This is a genomic window from Thiohalocapsa sp. ML1 (genome assembly GCF_001469165.1).
In the GTDB taxonomy this organism is placed as follows: domain Bacteria; phylum Pseudomonadota; class Gammaproteobacteria; order Chromatiales; family Chromatiaceae; genus Thiohalocapsa.
Genome location: NZ_JABX01000003.1, coordinates 117,200 through 137,693, shown reverse-complemented (window position 1 = coordinate 137,693; position 20,494 = coordinate 117,200). Strand labels below are relative to the sequence as shown.

18 protein-coding genes are annotated in these 20,494 nt (G+C 67.1%); 13 read left to right on the top strand and 5 right to left on the bottom strand.

Annotated elements, in window-relative coordinates; all coding sequences use genetic code 11:
* Positions 1–187: 187 nt before the first annotated feature.
* From glnA to ML01_RS02925, 6 genes are all read left to right on the top strand, one after another.
* Positions 188–1,594, top strand: a complete 1,407-nt coding sequence (glnA, locus tag ML01_RS02950) for a glutamate--ammonia ligase (RefSeq protein WP_058553905.1) — start codon at positions 188–190, stop codon at positions 1,592–1,594.
* Positions 1,595–1,790: 196 nt separating this feature from the next.
* Positions 1,791–2,375 (top strand): DUF4124 domain-containing protein, encoded by a 585-nt coding sequence (locus ML01_RS02945; protein ID WP_162267952.1) that lies wholly within the window; start codon positions 1,791–1,793, stop codon positions 2,373–2,375.
* Positions 2,376–2,721: 346 nt separating this feature from the next.
* Complete coding sequence (gene glnL, locus ML01_RS02940; protein WP_058553903.1) at positions 2,722–3,804, top strand: nitrogen regulation protein NR(II); 1,083 nt, start codon at positions 2,722–2,724, stop codon at positions 3,802–3,804.
* 8 nt (positions 3,805–3,812) lie between these two features.
* A complete protein-coding gene (gene ntrC, locus ML01_RS02935; protein WP_058553902.1) occupies positions 3,813–5,246 on the top strand; it encodes a nitrogen regulation protein NR(I) in 1,434 nt (477 codons plus the stop codon).
* A gap of 117 nt (positions 5,247–5,363) precedes the next feature.
* Positions 5,364–5,756 carry a hypothetical protein gene (locus ML01_RS02930; RefSeq protein WP_058553901.1) on the top strand — a complete coding sequence of 131 codons (393 nt, stop codon included), beginning with the start codon at positions 5,364–5,366 and terminating at the stop codon, positions 5,754–5,756.
* 429 nt (positions 5,757–6,185) lie between these two features.
* The gene (locus tag ML01_RS02925; RefSeq protein ID WP_058553900.1) at positions 6,186–7,553 is read left to right on the top strand and encodes a KamA family radical SAM protein; all 1,368 of its coding nucleotides are present in this window, start codon (positions 6,186–6,188) and stop codon (positions 7,551–7,553) included.
* A gap of 161 nt (positions 7,554–7,714) precedes the next feature.
* Here the strand turns inward: ML01_RS02925 and ML01_RS02920 are convergent, their stop codons facing one another.
* Positions 7,715–7,939, bottom strand: a complete 225-nt coding sequence (locus ML01_RS02920) for a hypothetical protein (RefSeq protein WP_058553899.1) — start codon at positions 7,937–7,939, stop codon at positions 7,715–7,717.
* 187 nt (positions 7,940–8,126) lie between these two features.
* Between ML01_RS02920 and ML01_RS02915 the strand changes: the two genes are divergently transcribed.
* Entirely contained in the window at positions 8,127–8,606 is a 480-nt protein-coding gene (locus ML01_RS02915; protein WP_058553898.1) for a tRNA (cytidine(34)-2'-O)-methyltransferase, read from the top strand.
* On the opposite strand, the gene ML01_RS02910 is transcribed toward ML01_RS02915, so the two are convergent.
* The 4 genes from ML01_RS02910 to ML01_RS02895 all read right to left on the bottom strand — a co-directional run bounded on the left by ML01_RS02910 (position 8,603) and on the right by ML01_RS02895 (position 11,135).
* On the bottom strand, positions 8,603–9,616 hold the full coding sequence (locus tag ML01_RS02910; RefSeq protein WP_058553897.1) for an NAD(P)H-dependent glycerol-3-phosphate dehydrogenase: 1,014 nt from the start codon (positions 9,614–9,616) through the stop codon (positions 8,603–8,605). The genes ML01_RS02915 and ML01_RS02910 overlap by 4 nt on opposite strands.
* Positions 9,617–9,652: 36 nt before the next feature.
* On the bottom strand, positions 9,653–10,132 hold the full coding sequence (secB, locus tag ML01_RS02905) for a protein-export chaperone SecB (protein ID WP_058553896.1): 480 nt from the start codon (positions 10,130–10,132) through the stop codon (positions 9,653–9,655).
* A gap of 87 nt (positions 10,133–10,219) precedes the next feature.
* Complete coding sequence (locus ML01_RS02900) at positions 10,220–10,642, bottom strand: rhodanese-like domain-containing protein (protein WP_058553895.1); 423 nt, start codon at positions 10,640–10,642, stop codon at positions 10,220–10,222.
* A gap of 133 nt (positions 10,643–10,775) precedes the next feature.
* Positions 10,776–11,135 carry a helix-turn-helix transcriptional regulator gene (locus ML01_RS02895; RefSeq protein WP_082673899.1) on the bottom strand — a complete coding sequence of 120 codons (360 nt, stop codon included), beginning with the start codon at positions 11,133–11,135 and terminating at the stop codon, positions 10,776–10,778.
* An 85-nt stretch (positions 11,136–11,220) separates the two neighbouring features.
* On the opposite strand from ML01_RS02895, the gene ML01_RS02890 reads away from it, so the two are divergent.
* From ML01_RS02890 to gspE, 6 genes are all read left to right on the top strand, one after another.
* Positions 11,221–12,540, top strand: coding sequence for a murein hydrolase activator EnvC (locus tag ML01_RS02890; RefSeq protein WP_058553894.1), 1,320 nt, complete (start codon positions 11,221–11,223; stop codon positions 12,538–12,540).
* A 154-nt stretch (positions 12,541–12,694) separates the two neighbouring features.
* Positions 12,695–14,344, top strand: a complete 1,650-nt coding sequence (locus ML01_RS02885) for a S41 family peptidase (protein WP_082673897.1) — start codon at positions 12,695–12,697, stop codon at positions 14,342–14,344.
* Positions 14,345–14,394: 50 nt separating this feature from the next.
* Positions 14,395–14,949, top strand: coding sequence for a DJ-1 family glyoxalase III (locus ML01_RS02880; RefSeq protein ID WP_058553893.1), 555 nt, complete (start codon positions 14,395–14,397; stop codon positions 14,947–14,949).
* Positions 14,950–14,967: 18 nt separating this feature from the next.
* Positions 14,968–16,056 (top strand): glycosyltransferase family 4 protein, encoded by a 1,089-nt coding sequence (locus ML01_RS02875; RefSeq protein WP_058553892.1) that lies wholly within the window; start codon positions 14,968–14,970, stop codon positions 16,054–16,056.
* Positions 16,057–16,078: 22 nt separating this feature from the next.
* A complete protein-coding gene (locus ML01_RS02870; RefSeq protein WP_058553891.1) occupies positions 16,079–17,968 on the top strand; it encodes a nucleoside-diphosphate sugar epimerase/dehydratase in 1,890 nt (629 codons plus the stop codon).
* Complete coding sequence (gene gspE, locus ML01_RS02865) at positions 17,961–20,165, top strand: type II secretion system ATPase GspE (protein WP_082673896.1); 2,205 nt, start codon at positions 17,961–17,963, stop codon at positions 20,163–20,165. The genes ML01_RS02870 and gspE overlap by 8 nt, the downstream gene beginning before the upstream one ends.
* Positions 20,166–20,494 lie beyond the last annotated feature (329 nt).

The following is a 20,494-nucleotide window of genomic DNA, read 5'->3' as shown; positions in this document are numbered from 1 at the left end:
TTCTCCCTGATGGCGGCTCAAAAACCGGGGAGTGACGTCGCTTGGCATAAAACATGCCTTGCGCTCTAGCCGATGGCGGTGAAACGCGGCAAGCGCTCCACCGGGGAGGCGTCGGCCCCCCGCCCCCGAGCCCGCACAGCGCCGGCTCGAAATCAACCCCCCAATCGAAACGACCGGAGATCGAAGTATGGCATCGAAGATCATGGACACCATCAAGAGCGAGGAAGTCAAATTCGTCGACCTACGCTTCACCGATACGCGCGGCAAGGAGCAGCACGTGTCCCTGCCGGTCGGCGCCGTCAACGACTCGCTGTTCCAGGACGGCAAGATGTTCGACGGCTCCTCGATTGCCGGCTGGAAGGGCATTGAAGCGTCCGACATGGTCTTGATGCCGGAGGAAGACACCGCTGTCCTGGACCCGTTTGCTGACGAGACGACCCTGATCGTGCGCTGTGACATCCTGGAGCCGTCCACGATGCAGGGTTACGAGCGTGACCCGCGCTCCGTCGCCAAGCGCGCCGAGGCCTACCTCAAGTCCACCGGCATCGCCGATATCGCCTACTTCGGCCCCGAGCCCGAGTTCTTTGTCTTCGACGATGTGCGCTGGGGATCCAGCATGAATGGAACCTTCTACAAGGTCGACTCCGACGAGGCGCAGTGGAACTCCGAGCGGGTCTTCGAGGACGGCAACATGGGCCACCGCCCCAGTGTCAAGGGCGGCTACTTTCCGGTTCCGCCGGTCGACTCGCTGAACGACCTGCGGGCGGCCATGTGTCTGGCGCTTGAAGAAATGGGCGTGCCTGTCGAAGTGCATCACCACGAGGTGGCGACGGCCGGTCAGTGCGAGATCGGCACCCGCTTCGGGCCGCTGGTGCGCCGCGCCGACATGAACCAGATCACCAAGTACGTGATCCAGAATGTCGCGCATGCCTACGGCAAGACAGCCACCTTCATGCCCAAGCCGTTGGTCGGCGACAACGGCACCGGTATGCATGTGCACCAGTCGCTTGCGAAGGATGGCGTCAACATCTTCGCCGGCGACAAGTACGGCGGCTTGTCGGAAACCGCCCTCTACTACATTGGCGGCATCATCAAGCATGCCCGGGCTTTGAACGCGATCACCAACGCGTCCACCAACTCCTACAAGCGCCTCGTCCCCGGTTTCGAGGCCCCGGTGATGCTGGCCTACTCGGCCAAGAACCGCTCTGCGTCCATTCGCATCCCGCACGACGCCAACCCCAAGGGTCGCCGCATTGAGGTGCGCTTCCCCGACAGCACCGGCAATCCGTACCTGTCCTTCGCGGCCATGCTGATGGCGGGCCTGGATGGCATCCAAAACAAGATCCATCCCGGTGATGCGATGGATAAGGATTTGTACGACCTCCCGCCGGAAGAAGAGAAGGCCATCCCGCAGGTCTGCTACTCGCTGGATCAGGCCCTCGAGGCGCTGGACGGGGACCGTGGGTTCCTGACCACTGGCGGTGTCTTCACCGACGACGTCATCGATGGCTACATTGCGCTGAAGATGGGCGATGTCACCCGCATCCGTATGACGACGCACCCGGTCGAGTTCGATATGTACTACAGCCTGTAACGCAAGGCAGACCGCCGCCGGACGGCGGCGGTCGCCCCCTTCTGCGCGCTAGATCGCGACGCAGGTTCCATCTTCCGCCCCTCCTGGTTGCATCGCCCTAGGCACCGGGTCTACAACCGCGTACGACGATGCCACAGCCGAAGGCGTGGCAGCGACCGTCTGTGTTTGTTGTCTCAAGTCCAAAGGGGACGTGCCATTGAAAGCGCTGTGCCTGCTTCTCGTGCTCGTCGGTTACAGTGCCCAAGCTCAGGTCTACCGGAGCATCGGCCCGGATGGTCAGACGACCTTCTCGGACCGCCCGTTACCGAATGCAGAGCAGCTCGACCTGCTACTGGACGTCGCACCTGCGGAAGCGACGGACGATGGTCAGCCTGTACCCGAAGACACTACGCCCGTCGCCGGATTCACCGGCCCCTACGAGTTGTTCTCGATCTTGGCGCCGCCGGATGAGTACAAGACTCGGGACCTGAACGGAGAACTGCCTGTTTCTCTGGTCCTTGCCCCAACGCTTCAGGAGGGGCACCAAGTCATGGTCGAAGTCAACGGGATCGTGGTCGAAGGCGATGCGCCCAACAGCACGCACTTGTTGTTGCGTGGCTTGACCCTCGGCAGCCACAGAATCCGTGGCCTCATCAAAGGCCCGGATAGCGTGATCGTGGCGGCGACGCCTCTTATCGGCGTCCATGTATTGCCGAGTCTTCCGGCCTCGGCGGAGCTCCCCAGTGAGCCGGCCACTGACGGCGTCGGTACTGCGTCCGGGAGCGGGGGCAACCGCCCCTGATCGTAACGCCGCAGGGGCACTGTTTCTGCTCACCTGCGAACCACGAGTCCGCTTCGCTCGCGCGTCTTGTGCCTCGAAAGCCTCCTTTCGGTGCGCTGATCGCACTATAATGGTGCGCCGCTTCGCGACATCCCCACGCATTCTCTCCCGCTAGCACGCGACCTCGCAGAACGGCGCAGCATTCTGGCGATCGGGCTGGCTGGTTCGGAACTTGCTAGTACTCAATCCGCCGAGCGTGCGTGCGGTCGCTGATCTCAGGCCATGCGAGCCGCGTCGGTTCTCGTGCCGGCGGTTTCATCACCTGGGTCGGGTGACCGCTCTCCACTAGCCGGATCGGGTCGGATAGATGAAGCAGAAGAGCAAAGGAAACAACCAACTGGCCGCTTCGATCCTCGGCAACTTAAACACGGCAGTGCTGCTGTTCGACGGTGATCTGCGCCTCAGCTACATCAATCCCGCGGGGGAGCTGCTGCTCGCCGTCAGCGGAAACGCCGTGCTCGGTAAGTTCGCGGGGGGGTTGGTGCCCTGCCCCGCCGAGCCAGTGGAGCAGCGTCTGCGCGAATCCCTTGAGACGCGTCAGCCTTTCACGGAACGGGAAGTGGAGCTGCGGCGGCCCGATGGCGAGCTGATCCGCGTGAACTGCACGGTGCTACCGGTGCACCAATGCGAGCCGGATGCAGACCTGCTGATGGAGCTCCATCAAGTGGACCGGCAGATTCGGATCACCCGAGAAGAGCACCTCATTAGCCAGCACCAGGCGACGCAGGCGCTGTTGCGGGGCCTCGCGCATGAGATCAAAAACCCGCTCGGCGGCCTGCGTGGGGCGGCGCAGCTCCTGGAGCGCGAGCTCCCGAGTCCGGAGCTTCGTGAGTACACCCGCATCATCATCGACGAGGCGGATAGACTCCAGGGGCTCCTGAACCGCATGCTCGGTCCAAACCAGTTGCCGATGATGCGCAGCGTCAACATCCATCATGTGCTGGAGCACGTGCGCGGCCTGCTGAGTGCGGAGTATCCGAGCGGACCGACCATGATTCGCGACTACGATCCGAGTATCCCGGAGCTTCGTGCCGACTCCGATCGGCTGATCCAGGCGTTACTCAACATCGCCCGCAACGGTGCTCACGCAGCCGGTGACGGCGGCCAGCTCATCTTCCGCAGCCGGGTGCTGCGCCAGTTTACGCTCGGCAACGAGCTGCATCGGCTGGTCGTTCGCATTGAGGTGGAGGATTCCGGTCCCGGTATTCCCGAGCCCATGATCGATCGGATCTTCTTCCCGATGGTCTCCGGACGGGCCGGGGGAACCGGCCTGGGCCTGCCCATTGCGCAGGAGCTCATCAACCAGCACGGCGGCTTGATCGAATGCGAGAGCCGGCCCGGCTGCACCCGGTTCTTCGTCTATCTGCCGCTTGAGGCCAACGAGGGGTGAGGCTACCGATGACCAAGGTCCCGAGTGTCTGGGTCATTGATGATGACCGCTCCATCCGCTGGGTGCTTGAGCGTGCGCTCCGCCAGGCGGACATGGATGTGACCTGTTTCTCCAATGGCGTCGGCATCATGGACGCGCTCCACCGTGACCGGCCGGACGTGATTTTGTCCGACATTCGCATGCCGGGGATCGACGGCCTGGAGCTGCTGCAGCAGGTGACCGCCAGGTACCCGGGCCTGCCCGTCATTATCATGACCGCGCACTCGGACCTCGACAGCGCCGTTTCCGCCTTCCATGGCGGTGCCTTCGAGTATCTGCCCAAGCCTTTCGATCTAGACGATGCGGTGGATCAGGTGCGCCGGGCCTGCCGCGCCCAGGAGCATGCCGGCGGCGGAACTGTCGTGCTCGAGAACAGCCCGGACATCATCGGCGAAGCACCGTCGATGCAGGAGGTCTTCCGCGCCATCGGCCGGCTGGCGCGCTCCAACATAACCGTGTTGATCAATGGCGAATCGGGCACCGGCAAGGAGCTCGTCGCGCGGGCGCTGCATCGGCACAGCCCCCGCTCCGGCGCACCCTTCATCGCGCTGAACATGGCCGCGATCCCGCGGGATCTCATGGAGTCCGAGCTGTTCGGCCACGAGCGCGGCGCCTTCACCGGCGCCCAAACGCGTCGGGAGGGCCGCTTCGAGCAGGCGGACGGTGGAACGCTGTTCCTCGACGAGATCGGCGATATGCCGGCGGAGCTGCAGACGCGCCTGTTGCGGGTGCTCGCTGATGGCGAGTTCTACCGCGTCGGCGGACTGGCGCCCATCAAGGTCGATGTGCGCATCATCGCAGCGACGCATCAGAACCTCCAAGATCATGTGCGCCAAGGCCGCTTCCGAGAGGACCTGTTTCACCGCCTCAACGTCATACGCATCCATCTGCCGGCCCTGCGCGAGCGGCGTGAGGACATCGGTCTGCTCATGCGGCACTTCCTGAGCCAAGCCGGCAAGGAGCTCGGTTGCGAGCCCAAGACCATTGCCTCGGACGCGCTGGCGCACCTTGAGCGCCTGGATTGGCCGGGCAATGTCCGGCAACTGGAGAACACCGCGCGCTGGCTCACGGTGATGGCGTCGACGAAGGAGATTCGTGTCAATGATTTGCCGCCGGACCTCTGTGACTCGGGCGCGCATGGCGCCGACGATGAGCAGTGGGAATCCGCGCTGCGCGCTTGGACACGTCGGCGGCTACGTGACGGGGATGGCGCCATTCTGGAATCGGCGTTGCCGACCTTTGAGCGCATTCTGATCCAGGCCGCGCTGGAGCATACGGGCGGCCGCCGCCAGGAGGCGGCGAAGCTTCTGGGCTGGGGTCGTAACACGCTGACCCGCAAGATCAAGGACTTGAACATGGACTTCGGCGGGGCCGGCAACGACGAAGACGACTACATCGCCTGACCCCCGGCATCCAACGGTGGGGCTCGACCCCCGCCGCGACTATTGATTGCGGCCGCGGGGCAAAGACATAGGCAGGACAGATCCCCAGCACCGCCCAGGCAACACCGAAAGCAACCCATGGACAGCACCAGCATTCAGCTTGATGGCTCCGAGATCAGCGGCGTTCAACTGGAATCGGGCGTCTTGAGCGTCCATTTTTCACGCGCCATCATCATCAAAACCATGACCGGCTCGGCTGAACGCACCCTGTGGTGGCAAGCTGGTGATCTCCTGCTCGAGGCGCCCGAGCTCGACGGTGAGCTGCCCGCGGGCCCCGCGATCTGTACCGGCGGGGACATTGACGACAACATCTACACCTACAGGGACATGATCCCGCTGCCACTGGAAAGCCGTGGCTCGATCCGCTGTGACCTCCGCCTGCAAGGGCTCGCGCCATTGGTCGTGAGCGCCCGCGCCATCCGCCTGATGATGCATGGCACGCCGAAGTACCAGCACCACCTGCGCAAGTGACCGGATGACGGAACCTTGACGGCGCCAAGTCTCATGGCGACAAGGCGCTTGAGGGCCGAGGGCCGAGGGCTAAGGGAGCTCCCCTCGGCCCTCGGCCCTCGGCCCTTCCTCGTCGCGTAGACACGCTGCGGCGCCGCCTCGCGTCCTTGGGAATATCCCTCTGTCGCTGCCTCCGCCGGCTGTGTTAACGTGCTGGGCCGCACCAAGCGTTGAGCTCCTCGTCATCGCACGGTGGCGCCCGGCGCGCAACACGCAACTTGCGCTGCTAGCCAGTACCCGCCGGTCAGCGGGTCTTGCGGCTCTCGTCGGCCGGATTCCTGAAACACCTGACTTCGAAGCCGTTGGCCACCGACCTCCGCATGTGCTCGCCAGCAGCGCACGCACGCCTGCGGATCACGCAGAGCTGCCAACGCAGGAAGGAGAACGACCATGACTGCGACCAATCTGTTCCAGACGCGCCCGATCGGTGCAGATCCCCATGCGCAAGGACGCCCATTCCGCGCTTATACGCATCGCGACCTAGACCGCATCACCGCCATTCGGCATCTGCCCGCGGAGCAGCGGTTCGCGATGAAAGTGGTGTCCGCCGTACTGCCGTTTCGCGTCAACGAGTACGTCATTGAGCGACTCATCGACTGGTCCCGCGTCCCCGATGATCCCATCTTCCAACTGACCTTTCCGCAAATCGGGATGCTTGCCCCCGAGCAGTTCGAGCGAGTAGCCGACCTATTGCGGCGCGATGCGGGCCCAGCCGAGCTCGAGGCCGTGGTGAGTGGGATTCGGCACGAGCTCAACCCGCACCCCGCCGGCCAGCGGGAGCTCAATGTCCCGCGTCTGCCCAGCGGAGAACTTGTCACGGGTATCCAGCACAAGTATCGAGAAACCCTGTTGTTCTTTCCAAGCCAGGGGCAGACCTGCCACGCCTATTGCAGTTTTTGTTTCCGCTGGGCGCAGTTCATCGGCGACAAGGCCCTGCGGATGGCAACGAATGAGGCCCAAGGGCTGCACGCCTATCTGCGCCAGCAACGCTGCGTAACCGATCTGCTGTTGACCGGTGGCGACCCGATGGTCATGAAGACGCGCCACCTCGAGGCCTATCTGCAGCCTTTGCTGCATCGTGACTTCGAGCACGTACAGACCATCCGCCTCGGTACCAAGGCGCTTTCGTTCTGGCCCTATCGCTTCGTCACGGACCCGGACGCGGACGGTCTGCTCGCGTTGTTGGAGCGCCTCGTTGCCGCGGGTAAGCACGTCGCGGTCATGGCCCACTTCAATCACTGGCGCGAGCTGGATACCGAGATCTGCGAGCAGGCGATTGAGCGCATTCGCGCGACCGGCGCCGAGATCCGTGCTCAAGGTCCGCTGCTCGCGCACATCAACGACGAACCGGATGCCTGGGCGCGGCTTTGGCGCGAACAGGTGCGGCTTGGCGTCATGCCCTACTACATGTTTGTCGAGCGGGACACCGGCGCGCACCATTATTTCAAGGTGCCCCTGGTGCGTGCCTGGGAGATCTATCGCGAGGCGATTCAGCAGGTCTCGGGACTTGCGCGGTCCGCGCGTGGTCCGAGCATGAGCGCGGGCCCAGGAAAGCTGGAGATCAGCGGCGTTGCCGACATCGGCGGCGAGAAGGTATTCGTCCTTCGCTTCCTTCAGGGACGCAATCCCGACTGGGTGCATCGCCCGTTCTTCGCGCGATTTGATCCGGACGCGACCTGGCTCGATGACTTGAAGCCCGCCTTTGGCGAACGGGAGTTCTTCTACGAGGCCCAGTATCGCGAGCGCTGGACCGGATAGGGACGCTGAAGCTCCCGGACTTAACCGACGACGCTCGCCAACAGACGTCAGGGACGACGCTGCCAGCCGCAAACGCAAAAACCCCGCCCGGTGCAGACCGAGGCGGGGTTTCGTTCCTCGCTGCGGCGGGGCACCGCCGCACTTAGCGCGTCAGCTCGTGCTCAAAGGCGGCTGGAGCCGACGATCTCGTGCGCGATGTCCACAACGCGGTTGGCCATGTCCATATACTCCTGCCGGTAGCCCGCGAGAAGGCCCTCGCTGGAGGCCCAGTAGTCCTTGCCGCTGATGCCGTTCTCGTGCTCATACTCCATGAACTGCTTCTGCAGCTCCAGCATCTTGTCGATCAGGTCCAGCTTTTCTTTCTTCAGCGCCTCGATGTCGCTCACGTTCGTCCCCCCTTCGGGTGCTCGGTTGATCTCCCCGTCACGGGCAGCGTTGGAGCGTGCGCTCGGCGCAGGCGGTTTGGGGCTGTCCCGTCCGGAATATGCAGAATTGTTAATATATCATGGTTTTCCGGCACTCGGTCAAAGACCGACCAGAGTGCTCGACAGCCGACCCCGAGCGCCCAGTTGCATGTTCCACGTCATCCTCCATGAGCCGGAAATCCCCCCAAACACGGGGAACGTGATCCGACTTTGCGCAAACACCGGCGCCACACTGCATCTGATCGAGCCCATCGGCTTCGATCTCGACGACCGGCGGCTACGGCGCGCTGGCTTGGATTATCACGAGTACGCGCGCGTGGAGGTGCATCCGACGCTGGGCGCTTGCCGTGATTCGGCGCGCTGGTCGAGACTCCTGGCATTCAGCACGCGCGGGAGCGGATGCTACGCCGATGTCACGTACGGCGCGGGCGATGCCTTACTCTTCGGTGCCGAAACGCGGGGTCTGCCGCAATCGATGCTTGACGCGCTGCCAGACGCCAACCGCGTCAGGCTACCGATGCGCCCCGGTAGCCGAAGCCTGAACCTATCCAATGCCGTAGCGGTGGTCGTGTACGAGGCGTGGCGACAGTGCGGCTTTGCCGGTGCCGAGCGCCGGCACAGCCCTTAATCGTCGAGCTCGGACTTGCCCGCGCGTTCCAGTAAGCGCTGCGTTGCCTCCGCGGGGGTGCTGCCCTCGTAGAGCACCGCATGGACCTGCGCGGAGATCGGCATATCGATGCCGTGAGCCGCGGCCATCGCATGCACCGCACGCACCGTCACGACGCCCTCCACCTCCTGGCCGATGGCCGCCATGGCCTGCGCGGCCGGCTGTCCCTCCGCCAACGCCAGCCCAAGCCGACGATTGCGCGACTGGTTGTCGGTGCAGGTCAGCACGAGGTCGCCGAGCCCGGCGAGACCCATGAAGGTCTCGCGCCGTGCGCCGAGCGCTTCGCCTAGGCGAATGATCTCGGCGAGCCCCCGCGTGATCAGCGCCGCCCGCGTGTTGGCGCCGAAGCCGAGTCCATCGGCGATCCCGGTGGCAATGGCTATGACGTTCTTAGCTGCGCCGCCCACCTCGACCCCGATGAGGTCGTCGTGCGTGTAGGCGCGAAACCGCGAGCCGCGCACTAAGTCCGCGAATCGTTGGGCGTATTCGGGGCTCGACGCCGCGACCGTGATCGCCGTCGGCAGGCCGCGCGCGACCTCGGCGGCGAAGCTCGGACCCGACAGAATGCCAAGATCTCGCGGCCCGAGTAGGTCGAGTGCAACCTCGTGCAGCAGGCGCGCCGTCTCCGGCTCGAAGCCCTTCGTCGCCCAAGCGATGCCGAGCTGCGGGGGCAGATGGGGTGCGAGCTGCCGCAGCACGGCACTGAAGAACTGGCTCGGAACCACCACCAGCACCGCGGTTGCGTCGTCGAGCGCCGCGCTAAGCTCGGCCACCGCGGTGATCGACTCCGGTAGGGCGAAGCCCGGCAGGAACTCCCGATTCTCCCGGTCGTGGCGCAACGCGCTGATGTGCAAAGCATCGTGGCCCCAGAGCCGCACCGCGTGACCGTTACGGCAGAGCTGCAGGGCCAGCGCCGTGCCCCATGAGCCCGCGCCCAGGATGGCAACGCGTTCTGGTACGACCTTGCTCAACGCTCTGACCCCGCCCGCACCCTGACCCGCCGCGGCTCAGTGCGTCGTCGCGGGTTGGTCTCCGCCGCCGGCCTGTTCTGCGACCTTCTGTGCGTAGATGGCATCAAAGTTGACGTGCTGAAGAATCAGTTGCGGGAAGCCGCCCTTGCCGACCACGTCGGTGACGGCCTGGCGCGCGTAGGGGAACAGGATGCTCGGGCAGTAGACGTAGAACAGCGGCCCGTATTCCTGCTGCTCGAAGCCGCGGGCACTGACGATCCCCGCCTGTTGCACTTCCACCAGGTAGGCCGTGTTGTCGCCGGCCTTGGCGGTGACGGTCACGGTCAACACAATCTCGTGCGTGTCCGCATCCAAATTGTTGACTTTGATGTCGAGGTGCAGCGAGGTCTCTGGCTTCCATTCGCCCTGGAAGACCGCGGGTGCGTTCGGAGACTCAAACGAGAGATCCTTCAGATAGATGGTACGCAGCGCGAATTGTCGTTCGCCCGCGCCCGGCGGCTGTGTGTCTTCGGCCATCGGTGTCGGCTCCAAAAGTTGCTGTCGGGGTCAGCGGCCGTGCGCCGGCACAGCTCGCCGGTGGAATCTGTTCGGGGTAATCCGAGCTCAGCGCTTCTTGCGGGTCAGCGGCAGGTTTGCGCTTTCCCAGGCGAGCACCCCGCCCTTCAGGTTGTAGACCGCGGAGAAGCCCGCCTTGCGTAGCACTTGGCAGGCGGCCTGAGACTGTGCGCCGGAGCGGCAGGCCAGGATGATAGGCTTCTCCTTGAACTTCGCGAGGGTCGCCGTTTGGTTCTTGAAGCCGTTCATCGGGATGTTGGTGGCGTGCAGAATGTGGCCCTTGGCGAAGTCCGCCGCTGGTCGGACGTCGACGACGACGGCCTCCTGCTGATTGATCAGCGCGGTGGCGGCCATCGGGTCCACCGAACCCTTCTCGCCCACGATCAGGTTGTAGGTCAGGAGTCCGAGGATCACCCCGAGTGCCATGAACAGCACCCAGTGATCGCCCATGAACACGAGAATCTCTGGCATCAATGTCACCGACGGGAGCTGCGGAGGGCGTTAGCCCCCCGACGACGAAAGACGGGCGAGTATAGAGATGCGCCGGGGCAGCGTCACGTCGGCCGCGGGGACCGGCGCGACGACAGGTTCGCCGCCGTACCGATCAGCGCGACTGATGGCAAAACACCTCGCGCATCATGCCGATAAGCTGCAAGGTACGGGAGTCGCCGACGCGGTAGTACACGCGGTTGGCGTCTTTGCGCGAGGCCAGGATGCCCTTGTCCCGCAGGATCGCGAGGTGCTGGGAGATATTGCTCTGCGAGGTGCCGACGTGCTCGACAATGTCCTGTACGCTAACCTCTTCTGCGCCAAGCGTGCAAAGGATCTTGAGCCGCAGCGGGTGCGACATCGCCTTCAGCGAGCGCGAGGCGCGCTCGATGTCGGCATCGTCGGCAAAGAGCTCCAGCTCGTTGCGCTCGGTGTTCAAGATAGGCGTTGCGGATGCGGTAAAGTCGGGCGTCATGGCGCGGAAGTTTATATCAATTCATCATCATACGGTAATGGACTTTCAACGGGCTCCGATCACGGCCTGTTGCGATCCATTCGCTTTGAGCGGGCTGTTGCGCCGCCCGGCGCTTGGGGTCCGGCCGCCCCTGTCGGCCTGGCTTCGCGGCCAGGCCACGGCGCGGCCGCTTGCGCCGACCACCGCCGCCCTGCTGCTGCTCGTTGCGCTTGCGGCGGGTGCCCAAGGCCTCTCGGATGACGAGCTGGAGGTCGAGGCGCCGAGCGCGGACGCCCCCGCGCCCGACCTGCGGTTGTCGATGCAGGAGGCGGAGCTCGCGGCCACCGAGCAGCGGCTCGAAGCACTCCGTGCGCAGCTCACGGACCAGGAGGCATACCGCGCTGCCCTGTACGCGGAGCTGGAGCGCAACGACCGCGACATCGCGGCCCTGGCCCGCGCCGAGCGGGAGCTTGCCGCCGAGCGCGACGAGCAGGAAGCGCGCGGCGTCGCGCTCGGCACCAGGCTCGATGCCACCCGCGGCGATCTCAGCGATGCGCGCTCGCGCCTGGCGGCGCTGATCCGCTCCGCCTACGCGGTGGGCCCGGGCGATCGGCTGCGGCTCTTGCTGAACCAGCAGGACCCGGCGCGGGCGGGGCGCCAGCTCGGCTACTACCGGGCGATCGGGCGCCTGCGCGCGGCACGCGTGGGCGAGGTCGCGCGGCTCGCGGCCGAGCTGGAGCAGCTCGGCGCCGCCGCGCGCAAGGAGGCGGACCGGCTCGCGCGGCTGGTCGCCGAGCAGGCCCAGACGCGGCTGGCACTGGAGGCGGTGCGTGCAGCCCGCGGCGCCGTCGTCGCCGATCTGGAACAGGCCATCATTGATGATCGAGCGCGCGTCACCGAGCTCGACGCCAACGCCGCGGCGCTGCGCAAGCTCGTCGAGGAGCTGCGAGCCCGGGCGCGCATCGCCGACGAGATCGCCATCACTCAGGAGCCGATCACGCGCCGTCACGGCAAGCTGCCATGGCCGGTCGCCGATTCGGCGATTCTGCGCGCTTACGCCGGCAACGCAAGACCCGGAGATCTGCATGCCGACGGCATCCTGTTTGCCGTGGAGCCCGGCCGGGAGGTGTTCCCGGTGCACCACGGCCAAGTGGCCTATGCAGACTGGCTGCGCGGCTTCGGGCTGCTGGTGATCGTCGATCACGGCGACGGCTACATGACCTTCTACGGACACAACCAAGCGCTGTTGAAGGAGGTCGGCGAATGGGTCGGGCCCGGAGACGTGATCGCACTTGCCGGCACCGGCCCCGGCACCGATCTAAAGACCGACAACGGCAGTGGCGCCAACGGGCGGCTATACTTCGCGCTTCGCCGCGAGGGGCGCTCCCTGAACCCTCGGCCTTGGCTCGCCGCCGGGCCCGGCTGAGCTTCCGTTGGCTGCGTCGAGCCCCTGACGGAACGCGCGCCGCTCCGGCGCCTCTAATCCGCAATCCGGGTCGGCTCGCCAAGCATGCAGCGTCGAGAATCTCAACCCCGGAACCTCATAGCCATCTGACCGCGCCATGCGCCCGGAACCGCCCATGTCCCAAGCTACCCATCAGGCCAAGGTCGCGAGCCTCGGCCTGCTGTTTTCGCTACTTGCCTTCGGCCTGGCCGTGCAGGCGGAGCCGCCGGGCACGGCGACCCAGCCCTACCAGCCGCCCGCCCCTGTGGCACCGCCGGTTGAGCTGCCTGCCGCGACCGAGCCCGCCGCGGCACCGGAGGCTCCTGGCACCGTGGCGCCCGCCGTCACCGAACAGTCCGAGCAGCAGGGCGCCCCGGCCGAAGACGGCGGCGCCGCCCCGGACGCGCAACCGGAGGCTCCCGGCACCGAGGCTCCCGCCGTCACCGAACAGCCGGAGCAGCAAGGCGCCCCGGCCGAAGACGGCGGCGGCGCCCCGGACGCGCAAGAGGACCCGGTTGATGCCGACGCGGTCGCCGAAACGCCGAGCGAGCGCGAAGAACAGCCAGAGCAGGACAGTCTGCCGCTGGACGACCTGCGCACCTTCGCCGAGGTGTTCGGCCGCATCAAGAGCGACTATGTCGAGGATGTCGATGACCGCGAGCTGCTCGCCAGCGCGATCCGCGGCATGCTCGGCGGGCTCGACCCGCACTCTTCTTACCTGGATACCGACGCCTACCGGGAGCTACGCGTCGGCACCACCGGCGAGTTCGGCGGCCTGGGCATTGAGGTGGGCATGGACGACGGCTTCGTGAAGGTCATCGCGCCCATCGACGATACCCCGGCGCAGCGCGCCGGCATGCAGGCGGGGGACCTCATTGTGCGCATCGACGGCAAGCCCGTGAAGGGCCTGAGCCTGAGCGAGGCCGTGACCATGATGCGCGGCAAGCCCGGCTCGGAGATCGAGCTCACCGTCGTGCGCGAGGACGAGGGCAACCCGCTCAAGATCACCATCGTGCGCGACGTGATCAAGGTCGCGAGCGTCAAGAGTCGCACGCTGGAGCCCGGCTACGGCTACGTGCGCGTGTCGAACTTCCAGGCGCGCACCACCGAGGATCTGCTGAAGGCAGTGGCCGATCTCAAGGCGGAAAACAATGCCGGCCTGAAAGGCGTCGTCCTCGACCTGCGCAACAATCCGGGCGGCGTGCTGAACTCGGCCGTCGGCGTCAGCGATGCCTTTCTCGAAGAGGGCCTCATCGTCTACACCATGGGTCGCGACGAGGACGCCAAGCTCGAGTTCAAGGCCGGACCCGACGACGTGCTGGATGGCGCGCCGCTGGCGGTGCTGGTGAACAGCGGCAGCGCCTCCGCCTCCGAGATCGTGGCCGGTGCCCTGCAGGACCAGCGCCGGGCCGTGATCATGGGTGAGAAGACCTTCGGCAAGGGCTCGGTGCAAACCATCGTGCCCATCGACGAGCGCACCGCGCTGAAGCTGACGACGGCGCGCTACTACACCCCGTCCGGGCGTTCCATCCAGGCGCTTGGCATCGAGCCGGACATCGAGCTGCTGCGCGGCAAGGTCGCTGTCGATGCCGACCCCGGCGTCGCGCCGCTGAAAGAGGCGGATCTGATGCGCCACCTCGATGACCCGGATGATCCCGACGCCGCCAGCGACGAAGCAAGCGCAGAAGACCTGCCGCTGGCCGCCGAGGACTATCAATTGGGCGAGGCGCTGAACGTGCTGAAGGGTTTGAGTCTCTTCCGCGGCACCGCCGCCCGGCAAGACTGAGCTCGACGCGCAACACGAGCGCCGCCGGTGGGCGGCAGGAGGAGACGAGTATGGCGCGGGCACTGGTGCCGCTGGCCCAAGGCTGCGAAGAGCTGGAAGCCGTCACCATCATCGATCTGCTGCGCCGCGCCGGCGTCGAGGTGATCACGGCCGGCCTCGACGCCGAGCCGGTGCGCGGGAGCCGCGGCACCCTGCTGGTGCCGGACACCACGCTCGACGCCGTCGCCGCGCAGGCGTTCGATCTTATCGCCCTGCCGGGCGGCCAGCCGGGCGCGAACAACCTGAACGCGGACCCGCGCGTGCACGCAATGCTCCGCCGCCAGGCGGAACACGGCGGCTGGTGCGCGGCCATCTGTGCCGCACCCTTGGTGCTCGCCCATGCCGGGTTGCTCGACGGGCGCGCGGCAACGAGCTTCCCGGGTGCACTGACGACCGACGCGTTTCCCAATGTGCGCCTCAGCGACGCGCCGGTGGTCACGGACGGCAACATCGTTACCTCCCGCGGGCCCGGCACGGCCATGGACTTCGCACTGCACCTCATCGAGCTTCTGCTTGGCCGCGAGCAACGCGACGTGGTCGAAGCCAAGCTGATGCGCCCGCGCTGACGCTCCCGCACGCTCTGCATGCAGACACTGGCAGCGCCGCTCTTCGGTCCGGCCCACTGGCCGTTGGCCGTGCTGGTGGCGGCGCCCCTGCTGGCCTTCGGTGTCGGCTTGCTGCTGGTTTGGCTGCTGCGGCACCAGCGCATCGCCGTGCTGCGTATCCTCGACCACCCGAACGAGCGCTCCCTGCATTCGGCCCCGGTGCCGCGCACGGGCGGCGTCGGCGTGCTGGGCGGTGTTGCAGTCGGGCTACTAGCGGCGTTGCCCTGGCTCGGTGTCGGCGTCGGCATGCTTTGGCCCCTGCTGGCCACGCTGGTACTCGCGGTCGTGTCGCTGCTGGACGACCGGCGCCATGTGCCGGCACGTTATCGGCTTTTCGTGCACCTGTTCGCGGGCGGGCTGCTCTACGTCGGCGGCATCGCCTGGGTTGCGCCCGGGCTGCCGGGGCTTGGCGCGGCGGCCTTGCCCGGTTGGCTCGGCGCCTTGCTGACGGTCGTTTTCGTCGTCTGGATGATCAATCTGTACAACTTCATGGACGGCATGGACGGCCTCGCCGGCGGCATGGCGCTGTTCGGCTTCGGCGCGCTGGCGCTCCTCGGCTTCGGCGGCGGTGCACCGCAGTTCGGACTCGTGGCCGCGGTCATCGCCGCGGCAGCCGGCGGCTTCCTGCCGCACAACCTGCCCCGTGCCGGGATCTTCTTAGGCGACGTCGGCTCCGCCGTGCTCGGCCTCTGGGCCGCCGCGCTGGTGCTGTGGGGGGCGCAGCTCGGGCTGTTTCCGCTCTGGGCAGGCTGGCTCGTGTTCTCGCCCTTCCTCGTCGATGCCACCTGGACGCTGCTCCAGCGCCTGCTGCGAGGCGCGCCGGTGTGGCAGGCGCATCGCGAGCACCATTACCAGCGCCTGGTGCTTGCCGGCTGGCCAACACGGCGGGTGCTGGCCTGGGCCTATGTGCTGATGGCCGCGGCGTCGGCGAGCGCCATCGCGGCCGTGCAACTCCCGGCCTCGGAGCAATGGCTCCTGCTGCTCGGCTGGGCGGGCCTGTACGGGCTGGTGCATGTACGTGTGCGCCTCGCCGAGGGCGCCGCCGCGCGCGCGTTGGCGGAGCCCTGACGGTGCCGGCACGGAACCGACCATGACACCCTGGCTCGACCGACTGCGCTCGCGCACCGCCGCCTTTGCGCACGATCTGCTGATGGTGCCGGTGGCCTGGCTGCTGGCCTATTGGACGCGCTTCAATCTGGAGCGCATCCCGGCGGCGTTTCTCGACAGCGCGCTGCAGGCGCTGCCGGTGGTGCTGCTGTCGTCCGCCGTACTGTACTGGGCCTTCGGGCTCTACCGCGGGGTCTGGCGCTTCGCCTCGCTGCCGGACCTGATGCGGATACTGAAGGCCGTCGCCGCGACGGCCATCAGCGTCGCGGTGCTGCTGTTCGCCATCAATCGCGGCGAGAACCTGCCGCGCTCGGTGCCGCCGCTATTCTTTCTGTTCCAGCTCGTGCTGCTGGCGGGGCCGCGGCTGCTGTATCGCTGGCTCAAGGACCATCGACTCTCGCTGGGCACGGGCACGCGGGTGCTCATCGTCGGCGCCGGCCGCGCCGGCGAGATGCTAGTGCGCGACATGCGCCGCGCCGGCGCGCGCCAGTATCAGCCCATCGCCTTCGTCGACGACAAGCTTCGCCGCCACGGCGCCGACATCCATGGCGTGCCCATCCGCGGCGGCACCGAGCGCATCCCGGAGCTGGTGGAAACCCTCGCGATTGATCTCATCCTGCTCGCGGTACCGAGCGCCACCGCGGCGGAGATGCGCGCACTGGTGGAGCTGTGCGAAGACACCGGCAAGCCGTTCCGCACCGTGCCGCAGCTCGAAAACCTGATGACGGGGCAGGTGACCATCAGCGCGCTGCGTCCCGTGTCCATCGAGGACCTGCTCGGCCGCAACCCGGTCACCTTGGACTGGGACGGGCTGTGCGCGGGCCTCGCCGGGCGCGTCGTGCTGGTCACCGGCGCCGGCGGCTCCATCGGCTCCGAGCTGTGCCGGCAGGTGGTCGCCGCGCGGCCCCGGCGGCTGCTGATGCTCGACAACTGCGAATACAACCTGTACCGCATGGAGCAGGAGTTTGCCGAGCGCCACCCGGAGCTGAACCTCGGCCGCTATCTGATGGACGTTGGCGATGCCACGGGCGTCGATGCGCTGTTCGCGCGCGAGCGCCCGCAGATCGTCTTCCACGCCGCCGCCTACAAGCACGTGCCGCTGCTGGAGGACCAGCTTCGTGCCGCCGTGCGCAACAACGTCATCGGCACCGGCGTCGTCGCCGACGGCGCGCACCGTCACCGCTGCGAGCGCTTCGTGCTCATCTCCACGGACAAGGCCGTGAACCCGGCCAACGCCATGGGCGCGACCAAGCGGGCCGCGGAGGTGCTCTGCCAGGCGCTGGCGCAGCGCTCCGAGACCCGCTTCATCACCGTGCGCTTCGGCAACGTGCTCGGCTCCGCGGGCAGTGTGGTGCCGCTGTTCAAGCGCCAGATCGAGTGCGGCGGTCCGGTCACCGTCACGGACCCGGACATCGAGCGCTACTTCATGACCATCCCCGAGGCCTGCCAGCTCATCATGCAGGCGGCCGTCATCGGCGCGGGTGGGGAGATCTTCGTACTCGACATGGGCGAGCCCGTGAAGATTCGCGACATGGCCGAGCAGATGATCCGCCTCGCCGGGCGCGAGCCCGGGCGCGACATCGAGATCCGCTACATCGGCCTGCGGCCCGGCGAGAAGCGCTTTGAGGAACTGTTCTACGACGCCGAGGCGCTTACCGAGACCCAGCATCCGAAGATCCGCGTCGCCCGCCGCGAGGGCGCGGATGCCGAGGCCATCGCCGCGTGGCGGCAACGGATCGCGGACTGCACGGCGCGCTGCGACGGCGATGCCTTGGCCACGACCTTGCGCGAGGTCGTGCCCCAGTGGCAGGCTGCTCCAAGCGAGGCGCCCGTGCTGCGGGAGCCGCAACGCGCGGAGCTAAGCGATGTCTGACACCAGCGGCCAGCGGCAACGGCAAGTCACCACGGATTTCGATGCCTTGGCGGCGCTGATCCCCGTCGCCGACGCGCCGGGCGATGCGCGCGCACGCGCGGAGCCGGTCATCGACCTGGATCTCGATTTCGACCTCGAGGCCGAGCTGTTCGGCGAGGCCCGCCGCGCGCCGAGCCCGGCGCCGCTTCTGCCCGCGGCCGAAGGCCCCGCCCCGGCGTCGCAGCCCGAGCCCGACCTCGTGCTCGGCCTGCGCCCAGCGGCGGAGCTCGACATCAGCGCGCCCTCGGCGTCGGCATCGCCGGCCGAGCCCGCTTCTTTGATCCCGGCCGACGCCATCACCGCGCTTGCGCCGCCTGGGTCGGCGGACCTCGCGGAACAGCGGCATGAGCCGCTCCCGCCGCCCTCAGCGCCCGAGGTCGCCGCAACGGCCACGCTGCCGGACGTCATCGCCACGGAGCCCCTGCCCCGGGCCGCGACGGCCGCGTTGCTCGGCGAGCAGCCACAGGCGGACCCCGAGGCGGCCGTCATCGCTCACCTGCGCGCCCACGGCAAGCTGTCCGACGGCGACCTCGCCCGCGCCCGCAAGCTCGCCGACGACGGCGGCGAGGCGCTGCGCTCCATGCTCGTGCGCCTGGGGCTGGTCTCGGACCGCGACATGGCCGCGGCCTATGCCGCCGTGCTGGACCTGCCGCTCATCGGCGCCGAGGACTATCCCGAGGCGCCGGTGGCCGATGCTGAGCTGAGCCTCAGGTTTCTCAAAGACGCCCGCATGGTGCCGCTGCGCGAGGACGCCGAGACCCTGGAGCTCGCGGTGGCCGACCCGGTCGAGCGTTCCGCCGTGCAGGCGGTGGAGATGGCCGTCGGCCGACCGGCGCGGTTGCGGGTCGGCCTGCCGAACGAGATCGAGGCGGCGCTGGAGCGGCTCTACGAGGCCCCGGCCCCGGAGGATGCGGACACCGAGCTGGACGCGGACCTGGGCAACTTCTCGGAAGAAGACATCGAGCACCTGCGGGATCTGGCCAGCGAGGCGCCCATCATCCGGCTCGTGAACCAGATCATGCAGCGGGCGGTGGAGTCCCGGGCGTCCGACGTCCACATCGAGCCCTTCGCCGACGAGCTGAAGGTCCGCTACCGCATCGACGGCATCCTGAAGGAGTCCGAATCGCCGCCGGTGCGTTCCACCGCCGCCGTGATCTCGCGCATCAAGATCATGGCCAAGCTCAACATCGCCGAGCGCCGGCTGCCGCAGGACGGCCGCATTCCGCTGCGCATCCAGGGCCGTGAGCTGGACCTTCGCGTCTCCACGGTGCCCACCATGTTCGGCGAGAGCGTCGTCATGCGCCTGCTGGACAAGGAGTCCGTCAGCTTCGACTTCGATGCGCTCGGCTTCGACGGCCCGCCGCGGGAACGGGTGCTGCGCATCCTGGAGCAGCCCTACGGCATCTTTCTGGTCACCGGCCCTACCGGCAGCGGCAAGAGCACGACGCTCTACACCGCGCTGTCGCGCCTCAACACCGAGCACCGCAAGATCATCACCGTCGAGGACCCGGTGGAGTATCAGGTGCCCGGCATCAACCAGATCCCGGTCAAGGCCAGCATCGGCATGACCTTCGCGCACGCGCTGCGGGCCATTGTCCGGCAGGACCCGGACATCATCATGGTCGGCGAGATGCGCGATCTCGAAACCGCCCGCATCGCCGTGCAGTCCGCGCTCACCGGCCACGTCGTGCTGTCCACGCTGCACACCAACGACGCCGCGAGCGGCGTCACGCGCCTGCTCGACATGGGCGTCGAGGACTACCTGCTCACCAGCACCATCAACGGCATCCTCGCGCAGCGGCTGGTGCGGCGCCTGTGTCCGGACTGCCGCAAGCCCTTCCGCCCGGTGCCGGAGATGGCCGCCCGCTTTCTGCAACTGCCGGGCGTGGACGAGCAGAACCTGACGCTGTACCAACCCGGCGGCTGCCCCGTCTGCCACGGCAGCGGCTACCGCGGCCGGCTCGTCATCGCCGAGGTGCTCCTGATGACCGACCGCATCCGCCAGGCGGTACAGAACCACGCCACCGCCACCGAGATCCAGCGCATCGCCGTCGAGCAGGACATGCTCACCATGTATCAGGATGGGCTCCGCAAGGCCGCCGCCGGGCATACGACGGTGGAGGAGGTGCTGCGGGTGGCGGCGGTGAGCGAAGACTAGCGCGCCGCTGCGCACTGCCCCTACCCTGAGCGGTCAGGAGCGCGGCAGCGCCGAGTCCCGCACTGGTTGCGCGACCAGCCGCAGCCCAACGGCCTTGCATGCCTTGGACACGGCCTCGAAAGGCGGAACTTTCGGACATATTTCTCGATCCTTGGTGAGCTTGCACTGCCAAGGATAGGAAATTTCGGAGGTTCTGCTGCCCTCCCTCAAGACGATATCTCAGTGCGCTACCGGGTTTTGGTCGGAGTTATGATCAAGGTCCGACGGGGCCTCGATCGCTATCCGACCGACGCGGCGGGCTCCCTGCGGCGTCGGGGCTTCCAGCCCCG

Bases quoted from the DNA above. Each gene is read 5' to 3' on its own strand.
- glnA (WP_058553905.1), top strand. From the start codon at position 188: ATGGCATCGAAGATCATGGACACCATCAAGAGCGAGGAAGTCAAATTC.
- glnL (WP_058553903.1), top strand. From the start codon at position 2,722: ATGAAGCAGAAGAGCAAAGGAAACAACCAACTGGCCGCTTCGATCCTC.
- ntrC (WP_058553902.1), top strand. From the start codon at position 3,813: ATGACCAAGGTCCCGAGTGTCTGGGTCATTGATGATGACCGCTCCATC.
- ML01_RS02930 (WP_058553901.1), top strand. From the start codon at position 5,364: ATGGACAGCACCAGCATTCAGCTTGATGGCTCCGAGATCAGCGGCGTT.
- ML01_RS02925 (WP_058553900.1), top strand. From the start codon at position 6,186: ATGACTGCGACCAATCTGTTCCAGACGCGCCCGATCGGTGCAGATCCC.
- ML01_RS02915 (WP_058553898.1), top strand. From the start codon at position 8,127: ATGTTCCACGTCATCCTCCATGAGCCGGAAATCCCCCCAAACACGGGG.
- secB (WP_058553896.1), bottom strand. From the start codon at position 10,132: ATGGCCGAAGACACACAGCCGCCGGGCGCGGGCGAACGACAATTCGCG.
- ML01_RS02900 (WP_058553895.1), bottom strand. From the start codon at position 10,642: ATGCCAGAGATTCTCGTGTTCATGGGCGATCACTGGGTGCTGTTCATG.
- ML01_RS02895 (WP_082673899.1), bottom strand. From the start codon at position 11,135: ATGACGCCCGACTTTACCGCATCCGCAACGCCTATCTTGAACACCGAG.
- ML01_RS02885 (WP_082673897.1), top strand. From the start codon at position 12,695: ATGTCCCAAGCTACCCATCAGGCCAAGGTCGCGAGCCTCGGCCTGCTG.
- ML01_RS02880 (WP_058553893.1), top strand. From the start codon at position 14,395: ATGGCGCGGGCACTGGTGCCGCTGGCCCAAGGCTGCGAAGAGCTGGAA.
- ML01_RS02875 (WP_058553892.1), top strand. From the start codon at position 14,968: ATGCAGACACTGGCAGCGCCGCTCTTCGGTCCGGCCCACTGGCCGTTG.
- ML01_RS02870 (WP_058553891.1), top strand. From the start codon at position 16,079: ATGACACCCTGGCTCGACCGACTGCGCTCGCGCACCGCCGCCTTTGCG.
- gspE (WP_082673896.1), top strand. From the start codon at position 17,961: ATGTCTGACACCAGCGGCCAGCGGCAACGGCAAGTCACCACGGATTTC.